Source organism: Mucilaginibacter sp., assembly GCF_041663085.1.
Taxonomy (GTDB): Bacteria; Bacteroidota; Bacteroidia; order Sphingobacteriales; family Sphingobacteriaceae; genus Mucilaginibacter.
The window spans coordinates 1-12,233 of sequence record NZ_JBAZRC010000148.1; the positions used below are offsets into that span (position 1 = coordinate 1).

Genomic DNA, 12,233 nt, shown 5'->3' on the forward strand with positions numbered 1-12,233 from the left:
GCTAATAAACTATTAAAACAAGCCTTTGCAATAGCTAAACAACAAACAAAATATCAGGAAAATTATTCAAATATTATTTGCTTTTAAACACAGTTCATTTCGAACGATAGAGAGAAATCTTGTTCATTATGCAAAGTTCGCCGCCTATCGGTTGAACAAGATTTCTCCTCGCTACGCTCGCTCGAAATGACATGGTGGAGATACTGTCAATTGATCTATATATTCTTTCCGTCCACTATCTTAAAGAATTCATCGCGGTAGGTATCCCCTACCGGGATAATCTTATCGGCAATGAAAATACGGCTGCGCTCAATACTATCAATCTTATTAATTGATACGATGTATGATTTATGCACGCGGATAAAATGCTTTGGCGGTAGTGCGTCTTCCATCTTCTTCATCCCCTGCAGGGTGATGATGCGCTCGGCGGGGGTAAATATGGATACGTAATCTTTAAGGCCTTCTATAAAAAGGATATCGTGCAGGTAAACCTTCTGAATTTTATGCTCGGTTTTCACAAATATAAAATCGCTCATAAAATCATCCTGCGCTACAGGCTCGGCCGGGGCAGCGGGTTTGGCTGCGGGTTGTATAACCCCCTGTGCCTTTTGTACCGATTTAAAAAATCTGTCGAACGCGATGGGTTTAAGCAGGTAATCTACTACATCAAGCTCGTAACCTTCCAGCGCGTACTGCGGGTAAGCGGTAGTTAATATCACCTTTGCTTTGCCATTGGCTATGCGTAAAAACTGTATCCCGGTAAGTTCGGGCATTTGCACATCTAAAAAAACCAGGTCAATACCGCCATCCTGCACCATCGTAAGCGCTTCAATAGGGTTTGTGGTAGCTTTTACCAATTGCAGGAATGGTATCTTGGAGATATAATCCTCCAGTATATTCAGGGCCAAAGGCTCATCATCAACAACAAGGCAACGGATCATGGCTATAAAACTAAGGATAATTGAACAGTGTAAGTATCCGCTTCGTCGCGAATTTCTAAATTATATTTACCGGGGTACAACAGATCCAACCGGCGGCGTACATTATTTAACCCTATCCCGCCAGACGAATCGCGGTTATGGGTGTGCTTTTTATTCTGGATAAAGAAGTACAGGTGCCCGTCCTCCAGGTTTATTTTTAGCTTGATGGGCGATGCCGCGTCGTTAGCAATACCATGTTTAAAGGCATTCTCAATAAACGATATCAGCAGCAGCGGTACAATATGCTGGTTGGTTACCTCGCCTTTTACTTCAAAATCAATAAAGGCCTTGTTACCAAAACGGATCTTTTGAAGGTCGATATAGTTTTGCAGGTACTGCAGTTCTTTGGTCAGCTCTACCTTATTATCATTACACTCGTACAGCATGTAGCGCATAATTTCGGATAACTTCAGGATAGCCTCGGGCGTGGTATCCGATTTTTGATAAGCCAGCGAATAGATGCTGTTTAAGGAGTTGAACAAAAAGTGCGGGTTGATCTGCGATTTAAGGAACGACAGCTCGGCGGTTAGGCGCTGGTTTTCCAAATCGCGCTGGATGCGTTCGTTCAGGAACCAGTCTATCGTAAACTTTAACACCGTGCTCAGGAAAACGAATATGATACTGGTAAATAAGGTACTGAACGTAAACTGCCAAAAGCCTATGGTTTTACCGGCGCGCTCTAAAGCAATAGGCTTAAACACTGCGGCCAGTCCATATTTAATAAGTGCAAACCCTATTAATGCGGCTATTATATATATAGTATACTGCTTATACTTTTTTGCATCTAAATACTTGGGTATAAGCAGTAAATAGTTCAGGTAAAATAAGCCGATATTAATTATACCAAAATATACAAATACCACCACCAGGGTTTTCATTGGCATTTTAGCTCCGCTATACCCTAAAAACATAAAAAAGGCGATCATGCAGATCCAGAAAGTAATATGCCAGAATATTTGCCAGCTTCTTTTCATCTATATTTAAAGTATAATAACAGCATCTAAAGTAATATTTTGCACCCAATGTAGCTGTGTAATTATATGTAGTTGTCCTTTTTTACGATGAACGGGCTTAAAAACCAGACGAACCGGTTAAACCGTGTTATTAACCGTTCATCTACAAATGCTGCCCGTTGGTCTAATTAGTTTTAGGGGGTTGTTTATTTAGTATTTCTTTGTTCTATCAAAACAATCACACACAATGAAAAAGCTAGTTTCAAACTCAAATCCATTTATTTTATTATTGGCCCCTGTAGTATTTGCCATCATTATGGGCGTAAGCTACCAGTTTGAACAAAAGAAACAATTTGCTAATAACTCGGCAGTGCAGGCTACATCATTATTTATTAAAGGTGTAACCGTTGTAAAAACAGTTTGCACAATTGCTACCGAGAACCTATGGTAATCCAAACACAGGGCCTATCATTTAGCTTTGGCAACCAGCAAGTTGTTAAATCACTTTCCCTGCAAGTACCGGCAGGGAGTATATACGGGTTTTTAGGGCCAAACGGCGCCGGTAAAACCACCACCATAAAAATGCTGCTTAACCTGTTACAAACAGGCGAAGGCAGCATTCATATTTTTGGGCAGGAGCTGCAAACAAATCGCATCAGTATATTATCGCAAATTGGCTCGCTTATAGAGCAGCCCGCCATATACCACCACCTTACCGGCAAGGAAAACCTGATGAACCGCGCCCTGCTTTTGCAGGTTAACGAGAAACGGGTTGATGAAATGCTGAAGCTGGTACAGCTAACCAGCGCGGCCAACAAAAAGGCCGGCCAATACTCGTTAGGGATGAAACAGCGCCTGGGTATTGCCCTTGCTTTATTGAACGACCCCAAACTTTTAATACTGGATGAACCCACCAACGGGCTTGATCCGAACGGCATCATCGAGATTCGCGAGCTACTGATGAAACTTGTGGGCACCGGCAAAACCGTATTTATATCCAGCCACCTTTTGGCCGAGATTGAGAAAATGGCTACACATGTCGGCATTATTAATAATGGCGAACTGATGTTCCAGGGTACCATTCACGATCTGCAGAACATCAGCCAGCCGCTTATCAATATAGAAACAGATAATACTGTCGACGCTGCAAACCTTTTAAAGCGCCATAATTTTACGGTAACCGATATAGACAACGACCGCCTTTTTGTGCCTTTTACCTCCAAACAACAGGTAGGCGAAATAAACACACTGCTTGTGCAGAACAATATTACGGTATACAGCATCAGCAAACAGCATAAGGACCTGGAAAAATTATTCTTAGATATCACCAAAAGCAACTAAACCACTATGAAGGGATTTGTACTATCATTCCGGTCCGAATTTTATAAGACCCGTAAAACCATAGGCTTTTGGGGCGCCATTTTGTTACCCCTGCTTATCAGCTTATTAGCCTTTGCCATATTCTTCACCAAAAGCGAAAAGTTTACAGCCATGCAACCTATGGGGTTGTGGGTGCAATTTTCCATGATTGGCCTGGGCATGATGGGTACCTTATTACTCCCTATGTATACTATATTTATAGCATACTCGGTAAATAACGTAGAGCATAAGGCCGATACCTGGAAAACCATTTTTAGCTTACCCATATCGCGCTGGTCGGTTTACGGGGCCAAGTTTGCTTATGCGGTGTTCCTAGTGTTTTTATGCCTGGCGCTATTTGCCTTATTTACTATAGGCTTTGGTAACTTATTAGGTGCTGTAAAACCCGAGTTAAAATTTAATGCTTATCATATGGAGGTACAGCTTATGCAGATCTATTTTAAGCTGTTCTTATCTTCATTAGGTATCCTTTCAATACAATTTCTGCTAAGCCTTTTATGGTCCGATTTTTTGAAACCAATGGGCCTTGGCTTTGTAGCTACTATTGCAGGTGTTACCGCAGCATCAAAAGAATGGGAATACGCCTACCTTTTCCCCTATGCGCACCCAATGGTAGCCATAACCACCATGATAAAACGCGACAATAAGGTACCAGGCCCGGTACGCGAAATACAGATAGACATGTTTACCAAGGATGTTTATGTGAGCCTTGCTATTGCTGTGGTAGTATTTATTGCCGGATATTTTATTGTACGAAAGAAGAGCGTTAAGTAGTAAGCCGGTTATTAACTCACCCGGTCTTTGCTTCGCTCGACCGCCCTCTCTTCGCTGCGTGGAAAGAGGCTTTGATTTCCTTACCCTCTTTGCGAAGCAGAGAGGGTCGACCAGCGAAGCGTAGTCGGTGTGAGTAAACTGCAAGACGCGATATTAAACCGCCTCGCATATTAATTCTTCACTACTTTCCACCTTCGCTTCCACCCGCTTTTTTGCCGCCCTTGTTGGTGTTGTCACCAACAAGCCGCCATGCATCCAAACCTTATAGTATAACCGTCCTAAAATGTTGTTGGTGACAACACCAACAACGGCGAAAAACGTGACGATTGCAATAGCGGGTACCGTTTGTTCTTATATGTTATCATTTTATTCCGTTTGATTGAAGATTTATATTGACAGCAAAAATAAAATTCAGTAACACAAACATTATTATTGTAACAACAACCCATCCACCCGCTCGATTTTTTCCTTTTGGCCATTTATCAAATTCATTAACATAGCCTTTCCACTTATTCTCTCTATCAAAAACAAACCATTTTATTATATATAAAATAATGGCAGGCGCCAAAATTGGTAAAAACGGTATGTGTAAATGAATATTAAAAATGCGTCCACAATAAATTCCAATGGAGAATAATAGCCATAACTCAGCTGGAAACATACATATTAAAGCTTTATTGCTTGTTTTAAACGGCCCGGTAGCACCAAATGCATTATCAACACTCAACCACGCTTTATATAAGGTGTAAAAATAATAACAGTAAAGTTGCTTTATGGTCATCTGTTTTTTTGTTAAAACATAAAAAGCCACTTGTTAGAGTGGCTTAAATGTATAAATAAGTCGTTATTATTTACTTTTTATAGTAGGATTAAATTATAAGGCTATCTGTAGTTTTGTAATAAACTCGTGCAAGATTAGCGGAGCTTATCTTGTGTGGAAAAAACATAACAAGCTTCCAGCTTGTGTCAGCTGAAAGCTGACCTCATTTTTAGTCACAAGCTGAAAGCTTGCGCCAGTTAATGTTTAATATAGATTATTAAACCGCCTCGCATATTAATTCTTCACTACTTTCCACCTTCGCTTCCACCCGCTTTTTTTCGTTTGCATACTTCCGGTATTTGGCAAGGTTAATAAGCAGTACACTCACCAATATAATTACCAGGCCACCTATCTGCAATAACGAGATATGCTCCTGTGCGAACATCACCCCTAATAACACCGCTATAACCGGGTTTACGTATGAGTGGGTACTTACTTGTGTGGCAGGCCTTACCTGCAACAGCCATACATAAGCCGTAAATGCCGCTATCGAACCAAAGAATATCAGGTATAAAACCGCCATCCATGCTTTGGCAGGCACCTGGGCAATATCAAAATTTGCAAACTCGTTATGCAGGGCACTTGCCGGTAAAAAAGCGATACCTGCTATGAGCATTTGCCATGCAGTGGTTACCCTTGCCGGGCTGCTGCTGCCTTTGTATTTAGAATATAAGGAACCCGCCGACCAGGCTATAGGCCCAAGCACCAACAAACCAACGCCCCATATCTTGGCATCATCGTGCGTACCGCCAAGGGCTTTTGCCACCTGCTCGCCAAACAGCAAAATAACACCTGCAAAACCTATTATTAAACCAACAACCGTAGCTGTACTGGTTAAATTCTCTTTCCAGTTCCGTTTGTCGAGCACTACAAACCAAATTGGGTTGGCCGATATCATGATAGCCACCATAGCGCTGGGCAAAGCCTGCTCTACCCATATTACTATGCCATTGCCTATAGCCAGTAACAACAAGCCGCTCACTGCCGAGTTTAGCACATCGCGCTTCACCCAAATCTTATCGCCTTTAAGCGCGCACCAGCCCAGCATCAGCAGGCCGGCAATTGTATAACGTATAGCCCCCATCAGCATAGCCGGGATACCCTGGATAGCCATCTGTATAAAAAAGTAGGTTGAACCCCATACAATGTAAACGATGGCAAAGGCTATGATAACCAATAGCGGCGATGCCTTTTGTTGTGTAGTACTCATCATGGCAATTATTTTTTAGAAATTAACGCGTCTATACTCCATTTATATGTTGGCAGCGTAGCCAGCAAAAAACTCGCGGCGCTTACCGTAAAAACAGAGTATCCTATGGGGGCATCTATGCCCCTTGATATGGTCATTGATACCGCGAACGCCAGCGTAAGCAAACCGCTGCCAATAGCCGCCCAACGGGTAAACAAACCTATAATCAGCAACAAGCCAAAAACACCTTCGCCAAGGCTGGCCAAAATGGCCAGTGGGGTTACCAGTGCACCGGGCAAAAATGACATGGTATCACGCGACAGCACCATAAAGTGTGCCCAGTCGCCCCAACTGATGTGCGGTTGCCCCGGGGCGCCTAACCAGCCCAGCCTGTCGGCCACTAACCATAAATAGCTTAAGCCGAGTGCTGCACGTAAGTAAATTGCCGGCAGATGGTAATGGGTTGACTGCATGTTTTTTTTGTTTGTTGATATAAAATTACACCGATAGTGGCCTATCTTTATAGTCCAGAAAAAACAACTCGGATAGGCCAGTATGCAATTTGTATCAGCTTTACTCAACATTGATAAAACCCTGCAGGTACCTGTTTACCAGCAAATAGCCAACGGCATAATTTGCCATATACGTCAGGGAACATTAAAGCCGGCATCTGCATTGCCCAGCAGCCGTACTTTGGCTACGGGTTTAAAGGTTCACCGCAATACCGTGGTTGCCGCTTACGATGAATTGTATGCGCAAAGCTGGGTAGATGTTTATCCGCAAAAGGGCATTTTTGTAGCTGCCAACCTGCCCGAAGTTGCACCAAGGCCGCTGGCCAAAAACCAGCAGGTTTTAACCTATCCCGAAAAAACACATTTTGATGTGCGTGATAAAAGGCTGGGCAATATTAACCTGTTTACCCCGGGCACCGGGCATACCATTGCTTTTAACGAGGGGTTCCCGGATACGCGCCTTGCCCCTGTTGAGCTGATGCTGCGCGAGTACCGCCGTTTTGCCAGCTACCAGTTTACATCGCAATATTTACTGTATGGCCCCGAGCAGGGTTCTGAAAACCTGCGGATAGAACTGGCGCGTTTCCTGGGCGAAACACGCGGCCTGAATGTAAAGCCCGAACATGTTTTAATTACCAAAGGCGCGCAGATGGCCATTTACCTGGCCGCGCAGTTGCTGCTTACCAAAGCTGATACCGTAATAGCTGCCGACCCGGGTTACTGCGGAGCCAACGAAGTTTTTACACAAACCGGCGCTAACCTTGAACTGGTACCCGTTGATGAGTTTGGTATTTGCCTTGATGCCGTTGAGGCCGTTTGTAAAAAGAAAAAGGTGAAAATTGTATATGTGATACCACATCACCACCAGCCCACAACGGTTACCCTGTGCTCTGAAAGGCGCATGCGTTTGCTTGAACTGGCGGCCAGGTACGGCTTTGCTATTATTGAAGATGATTACGATTATGATTTTCATTACACCAGCAGCCCTATACTCCCCCTGGCCAGTGCCGATTATTATGGCAGCGTTATCTACATCGGGTCCTTTTGTAAAACCATTGCGCCGGGTATCCGCATCGGGTTTATGGTGGCACCCTCAAACCTGATACAACAGGCAACCCGCCTGCGCCGCATTATTGACCGCCAGGGCGAACACCTGCTGGAGGAAGCCATGGCCAACCTGTTAAAAAATGGTGATATAACCCGTCACCTTAAAAAAGCCAACAAGCTTTACCACGAGCGCCGCGACCTGCTCTGCAGCCTGTTAACCCAGCAACTGGGCAATCATGTCTCCTTTAAGATACCCGATGGCGGGTTTGCTATATGGATGAAATACCTGAATGGTTTAAAACCTAAAGATGTAGCCGGGAAGGCGGCAACCATGGGTTTGGCAGTAAGCTCGGGCAAGGACTATTATTACGACCGCAGCCACGAACACCATCACATCAGGATAGGTTTTGCCTCCATGAATTTAAAAGAGATGGAACAGGCTACCGAAATACTGACAAGGGCGGTGAAAAAGCTCATTTAAGATATTAATCTTTCTTACCGTTCTCTACACGCTTAACTTCCTCGCGGCGGTCTTTCTGCAAGTCGAAGTCCTCAAAATCTTTGGTTTGGGGGATGTCTACCAAAAAACTATCCAGTTCATCAATTTCGATAGTAACGTCGCCGGTGGTTAATTCAATAATATGGCCGCCGCCTTTTTTGTCGTCACTCAAAAAATGGAAATGGTAACCGGTGATGTTCGGCCCGTCCATAAACGCCGGGATACGGTAGCCTACCAGGGTGCCCTTTATATTTTCGAAAGTGAAGAAATGTTGCAGGGGCAGCATGTCGGCCAGGGGTACATATGGTTTTTTAACCGGCGGGAATGCCCGGGTTTTGATGAAATTAAAGTTGCCGGTTATTTTGATCGCATAGATGCCATTTTTGTTCGATAATAAGCTATCCAGGTACGAAAAAAGGTCTTTTTTGGACAGTTTTTGGCGAACTGAGGCCGTTTTTTGGGCCTTAAAAAAGTTGACTACCGTAAAGGGCGTTAGCTCGGTTGGTTTCACCTCAAAGGTCTTCCCGGTTGATTGTGTCTGGTAGATCCTGCCATCCAATACCAGTACCTCGCCGTCCAGTTTATCGGGGGCGCCCAAACCAAAATTGCCATGTTTAAGCACTTTGGCATACGGATAAACGGCATCATACAACCCACCAATAAAAGCGCTGGCATGGCCTGCAGTATAAAGTGTATTGCTTTTTGTTTGTGCCGATGTATTGCTTGTAGCAAACAGGCATACAAGTGCCATTAAGCAGGTGTAGAAATTGCGACAGGTCATTTTTTTTAGTTAAGGTATATGGGTGCTAATATACTTAATCCCTGCCTGATAATGCTTTATCCTTTACTTAATTGGCAAAGAAGGATGTAGTGCAAATAAAATCGGCTATCAGCAGGCCCTTATCGCCATTTACTGTTTCAATAGTGTGGATATACTTATAGCTTTTTGTAAGCTGATCAAACCCCTGGTCAATAACTTTTATATTCAGATCGGCCATGGTAAACTTCTCGCTGTTTTGGATATGCAGGAAGGTTTGATCTTTGGCAGGTAAAAAATCGTCGGTATAGCCCTTGTCATGCAGGTCGATAACGCGCGACGTAATAACATGGTTCAGCTTTTTACATTTAATAGCTTTCATTTTTTGATGCCGTTTGTAACATATAAACGCAAGCATTTATCGGATTATTACAACTGATTATCAATAATTTATATACAGTTGTTGATATAAGCGGAATAGCCTTGTAAAAATTATAGTACGCACAAAATCCTACGGTATAAACCATAGGCTTTGGGTTGATCAATAGTTTGTTACAACTATTATTTGCCGTTACATCACAAATGAATTATCGCCATTTTTAAGCACATAGGTTTTTGCTTTCCAAACAAATATACCCGATGTGGTTTGTGGCAGGTTGATCTTTATTTGCCATTTATTTTTAACCAGCAGATAAGATACAGTAACCTTACCAGACGGATGCGGGATCTCGCCGCTTACATTGGTCAGGGTTCCCAAATGTGGCTCAATCTTTATTTTGCTGAAACCCGGCGCATAGCTATCAATGCCCAGCACTGTTCTGTAAAATTCAATATTAGGGCTGCTTCCCCATGCGTGGCAATCAGACCGGGACGTGTTAACATCCGAATACTCTGCCCAGGTAGTAAGGCCCATGGCCATATTTTCCCGGTAAATACCCAGCCAGCTTATATAATCGTTACCCAGGCCTGCTTTTACCAATGCCTGGTTCAGGTAATATTTAAAGTAAACCGAGCATTGCGTTAAGCTTTTATCGGTAAGCATCCCATTGGCTACAGCGGGCATATCTGTTTTGCTAACCATACCGGCAAGTATTGCAAGCGCATTAACGTGCTGCGAGTACCCGGTTTTTTCTTTGGTATCTGCATATAAATTTTTAGCCGGGTCCCAGTACTTACGCTGTATAGTAGCCTTTAACTGTGCCACTTTCTGTGTATAGATCTTAGCATAATCCTGTAAACCAATTTTGGCTTCCATTTCTGCAGCCCATTGGTAGGCTAACAATAATTGCAGGTCGTAAATAGCGGCACTGCCGTCTTTATCTTTTACCTCGCCCCATAAATTTCCGGCCCAGTCAACAAACGCCCAGTATGGGGTATCTTTTAATGAACCGTCGGCCTGCTGGTATTTGCTGAAAAAATCCAGCACGCCCCTTTCGCCAAGCAGCTTATTTTTGATAAACTCATCATCGCCACGATACATCCAGTAATCATGCAACATCCCAATGTACCATAACGAGAATGGTGATATCACCTGCGTACCACGTGATGGGTAACAACTTGCGGTTATACCTTCGGGTAGGCGCGAGTGGTCCATTTGTGTAAGCGCATTGCGCGCCAGCCGGTCATCCGTTGTATTGTAATAAGATACCATGGCCTGTATGCGGGTATCTCCAATATATTGCAGCTGCTCATAGTATGGGCAATCCATATAAGTTTCCCAGGCGTTAAGCCTTGCTGTGCGCCAGCCAATATCCAGCATTTGCTTTATTTCGGCATTATCAGTATTAAATGCCGCTGCCTGTTTAAAAGGATACCCTGTAAAAGTGCCATAAACGTCATCAATCACCAGCGGGTCGGCTTTTGTTTTTACAAATAACCTGATGTAACGATAAGTACGAAAGTTTAACGTTGTGAACGATTGCCCTTTGCTGCCATCGCCAATAAGGCTATCTATCCTCCCTACAAACTCTTTACCCTCTACATCATTACGGTTACCTTTAATAACACCTTTGCTGCCTTTCTGATAAAGCGATTCGGCGTAGCCAAGCGATATACCCGCATCTTTACCGCCGCTAAAATTTAATGTGACGTAGGCGTTTGTTTCAAAGGTTTGATCGAGCAATAAAGAAACGGTGGTATTTGCCGGGATGGTTATCAAAGTCTTTTTCTCCGGGAATGTTGGCGGCACGCTTATGCCTACCGCGCTGCGCAATATAGGGATGCGCTGATAAGTCATTTCCCTTGCAGGCAGCGATGATGGCACCAGTGCCCAGTCTACCCCCCAGGCGGTACCCTTAAGTTTACCTTCCGACAGGTTAACTGTGCCCGACCAGGCGCTGTCATTAAAGGTCGCTGTCGTCCAATCGCGTTTAACAGCGTGGCTCATATCAACCAATTCGCCCTTGCTGGCAGCAAAAAAATAACCTGGTATAGGTTGGTGCCCCGCATCGCGGAAGCATTTCCAGGTAGTATTAGTATTTAAGATCTCTTCTTTTTTAGAATTACCCTGTAAAATAAAACCGGTACGAACAGTGATCTGAGCTGCCGGGCTAAATTGTGCTTCGTTCCAAACAAGCGCGGCAATTACATTTTTTCCTGCCACTAGATACGGTGCAAGATCAACCGTTTCATAGTTCCAGTAATAAGTATCGCCACGTGCAGGCCCAAGTGAAACCAACGTGCCGTTCACATATAATTTATAGCGGTTATCGGCCGATACATGCACTTTAAATGTGGATGGTTTAGTAGCAAGATCAATACTTTTACGGTAATAATAAACCCCATAATCTTTACCAAAATCGTAAGGTGCACCTATCCAATAAGAGTTCCATGGCCTGTTACTGCTTATATCCACCCCACTGCCTGATTGGGCAACGCTTGTTTTGAATAAAAAAGCACTAAGCACAAATAATGTTAAAATAAAAAGGTATCTCATTTAAAGGTATCGTTGGTTTACGCTAAAGCCTGAAGCTATATCATACTCGTGATCATGCATAAGGCTAATATTGGTTGTGGCTAATTTAGCTAAATTGTTTTAGCCAACTATGCCTTACTATACCTTTTTATTTTTTAAATAAATGCGTCTGTAGAATTGTTGCTGTTATGTAAAGATAAATCTTTACCTTATAAATGACCGAACGGTCATTTATATTTGCGCATCAATTCTATTATGTCAAAAGGAGAAAGCACTAAACAAATTATCATTGAACGGGCCACTCCCATTTTTAATAAGAAGGGGATCTTCGGCACATCAATGAGCGATATTATGGAAGCTGCAAAGTTATCTAAAGGTAGCCTGTATGTACACTTTGAGGACAAAGAT

The 12,233-nt window shown here is 43.3% G+C and carries 13 protein-coding genes; 5 read left to right on the forward strand and 8 right to left on the reverse strand.

Annotated features, from left to right (window positions below):
• Positions 1 to 215: 215 nt before the first annotated feature.
• Both WC615_RS19560 and WC615_RS19565 read right to left on the reverse strand, forming a co-directional pair.
• On the reverse strand, positions 216 to 941 hold the full coding sequence (locus WC615_RS19560; protein ID WP_372979751.1) for a LytR/AlgR family response regulator transcription factor: 726 nt from the start codon (positions 939 to 941) through the stop codon (positions 216 to 218).
• Positions 942 to 943: 2 nt separating this feature from the next.
• Positions 944 to 1,954 carry a sensor histidine kinase gene (locus WC615_RS19565; protein ID WP_372979752.1) on the reverse strand — a complete coding sequence of 337 codons (1,011 nt, stop codon included), beginning with the start codon at positions 1,952 to 1,954 and terminating at the stop codon, positions 944 to 946.
• Positions 1,955 to 2,180: 226 nt separating this feature from the next.
• Between WC615_RS19565 and WC615_RS19570 the strand changes: the two genes are divergently transcribed.
• Genes WC615_RS19570 through WC615_RS19580 form a run of 3 tightly spaced genes read left to right on the forward strand, consistent with a single transcriptional unit; the run spans position 2,181 to position 4,087 of the window.
• Positions 2,181 to 2,384 carry a hypothetical protein gene (locus WC615_RS19570; RefSeq protein ID WP_372979753.1) on the forward strand — a complete coding sequence of 68 codons (204 nt, stop codon included), beginning with the start codon at positions 2,181 to 2,183 and terminating at the stop codon, positions 2,382 to 2,384.
• The gene (locus WC615_RS19575) at positions 2,378 to 3,274 is read left to right on the forward strand and encodes an ABC transporter ATP-binding protein (protein WP_372979754.1); all 897 of its coding nucleotides are present in this window, start codon (positions 2,378 to 2,380) and stop codon (positions 3,272 to 3,274) included. Before WC615_RS19570 ends, WC615_RS19575 begins: the two co-directional genes overlap by 7 nt.
• Positions 3,275 to 3,280: 6 nt before the next feature.
• Entirely contained in the window at positions 3,281 to 4,087 is an 807-nt protein-coding gene (locus tag WC615_RS19580; RefSeq protein ID WP_372979755.1) for an ABC transporter permease, read from the forward strand.
• Between the two features lie 361 nt (positions 4,088 to 4,448).
• Here the strand turns inward: WC615_RS19580 and WC615_RS19585 are convergent, their stop codons facing one another.
• From WC615_RS19585 to WC615_RS19595, 3 genes are all read right to left on the reverse strand, one after another.
• Entirely contained in the window at positions 4,449 to 4,868 is a 420-nt protein-coding gene (locus WC615_RS19585; protein ID WP_372979756.1) for a hypothetical protein, read from the reverse strand.
• A gap of 256 nt (positions 4,869 to 5,124) precedes the next feature.
• Positions 5,125 to 6,120, reverse strand: a complete 996-nt coding sequence (locus WC615_RS19590; RefSeq protein ID WP_372979757.1) for an EamA family transporter — start codon at positions 6,118 to 6,120, stop codon at positions 5,125 to 5,127.
• Positions 6,121 to 6,125: 5 nt separating this feature from the next.
• On the reverse strand, positions 6,126 to 6,569 hold the full coding sequence (locus WC615_RS19595) for a DoxX family protein (protein ID WP_372979758.1): 444 nt from the start codon (positions 6,567 to 6,569) through the stop codon (positions 6,126 to 6,128).
• 82 nt (positions 6,570 to 6,651) lie between these two features.
• On the opposite strand from WC615_RS19595, the gene WC615_RS19600 reads away from it, so the two are divergent.
• Positions 6,652 to 8,136, forward strand: coding sequence for a PLP-dependent aminotransferase family protein (locus WC615_RS19600; protein WP_372979759.1), 1,485 nt, complete (start codon positions 6,652 to 6,654; stop codon positions 8,134 to 8,136).
• Between the two features lie 4 nt (positions 8,137 to 8,140).
• On the opposite strand, the gene budA is transcribed toward WC615_RS19600, so the two are convergent.
• From budA to WC615_RS19615, 3 genes are all read right to left on the reverse strand, one after another.
• Positions 8,141 to 8,905: an acetolactate decarboxylase gene (gene budA / locus WC615_RS19605; protein ID WP_372979760.1), complete on the reverse strand. Its 765-nt coding sequence runs from the start codon at positions 8,903 to 8,905 to the stop codon at positions 8,141 to 8,143.
• A 97-nt stretch (positions 8,906 to 9,002) separates the two neighbouring features.
• Positions 9,003 to 9,293 carry a hypothetical protein gene (locus WC615_RS19610; RefSeq protein ID WP_372979761.1) on the reverse strand — a complete coding sequence of 97 codons (291 nt, stop codon included), beginning with the start codon at positions 9,291 to 9,293 and terminating at the stop codon, positions 9,003 to 9,005.
• Between the two features lie 189 nt (positions 9,294 to 9,482).
• The gene (locus tag WC615_RS19615) at positions 9,483 to 11,846 is read right to left on the reverse strand and encodes an alpha-L-rhamnosidase C-terminal domain-containing protein (RefSeq protein ID WP_372979762.1); all 2,364 of its coding nucleotides are present in this window, start codon (positions 11,844 to 11,846) and stop codon (positions 9,483 to 9,485) included.
• Between the two features lie 234 nt (positions 11,847 to 12,080).
• Between WC615_RS19615 and WC615_RS19620 the strand changes: the two genes are divergently transcribed.
• A partial coding sequence (locus WC615_RS19620; RefSeq protein ID WP_372979763.1) for a TetR/AcrR family transcriptional regulator occupies positions 12,081 to 12,233 on the forward strand: 153 nt, incomplete at its 3' end.

What these genes read in the sequence shown, in the direction of transcription:
- WC615_RS19560 (WP_372979751.1), bottom strand. Translation starts at nt 941, where the DNA reads ATGATCCGTTGCCTTGTTGTTGATGATGAGCCTTTGGCCCTGAATATA.
- WC615_RS19565 (WP_372979752.1), bottom strand. Translation starts at nt 1,954, where the DNA reads ATGAAAAGAAGCTGGCAAATATTCTGGCATATTACTTTCTGGATCTGC.
- WC615_RS19570 (WP_372979753.1), top strand. Translation starts at nt 2,181, where the DNA reads ATGAAAAAGCTAGTTTCAAACTCAAATCCATTTATTTTATTATTGGCC.
- WC615_RS19575 (WP_372979754.1), top strand. Translation starts at nt 2,378, where the DNA reads ATGGTAATCCAAACACAGGGCCTATCATTTAGCTTTGGCAACCAGCAA.
- WC615_RS19580 (WP_372979755.1), top strand. Translation starts at nt 3,281, where the DNA reads ATGAAGGGATTTGTACTATCATTCCGGTCCGAATTTTATAAGACCCGT.
- WC615_RS19585 (WP_372979756.1), bottom strand. Translation starts at nt 4,868, where the DNA reads ATGACCATAAAGCAACTTTACTGTTATTATTTTTACACCTTATATAAA.
- WC615_RS19590 (WP_372979757.1), bottom strand. Translation starts at nt 6,120, where the DNA reads ATGATGAGTACTACACAACAAAAGGCATCGCCGCTATTGGTTATCATA.
- WC615_RS19595 (WP_372979758.1), bottom strand. Translation starts at nt 6,569, where the DNA reads ATGCAGTCAACCCATTACCATCTGCCGGCAATTTACTTACGTGCAGCA.
- WC615_RS19600 (WP_372979759.1), top strand. Translation starts at nt 6,652, where the DNA reads ATGCAATTTGTATCAGCTTTACTCAACATTGATAAAACCCTGCAGGTA.
- budA (WP_372979760.1), bottom strand. Translation starts at nt 8,905, where the DNA reads ATGGCACTTGTATGCCTGTTTGCTACAAGCAATACATCGGCACAAACA.
- WC615_RS19610 (WP_372979761.1), bottom strand. Translation starts at nt 9,293, where the DNA reads ATGAAAGCTATTAAATGTAAAAAGCTGAACCATGTTATTACGTCGCGC.
- WC615_RS19615 (WP_372979762.1), bottom strand. Translation starts at nt 11,846, where the DNA reads ATGAGATACCTTTTTATTTTAACATTATTTGTGCTTAGTGCTTTTTTA.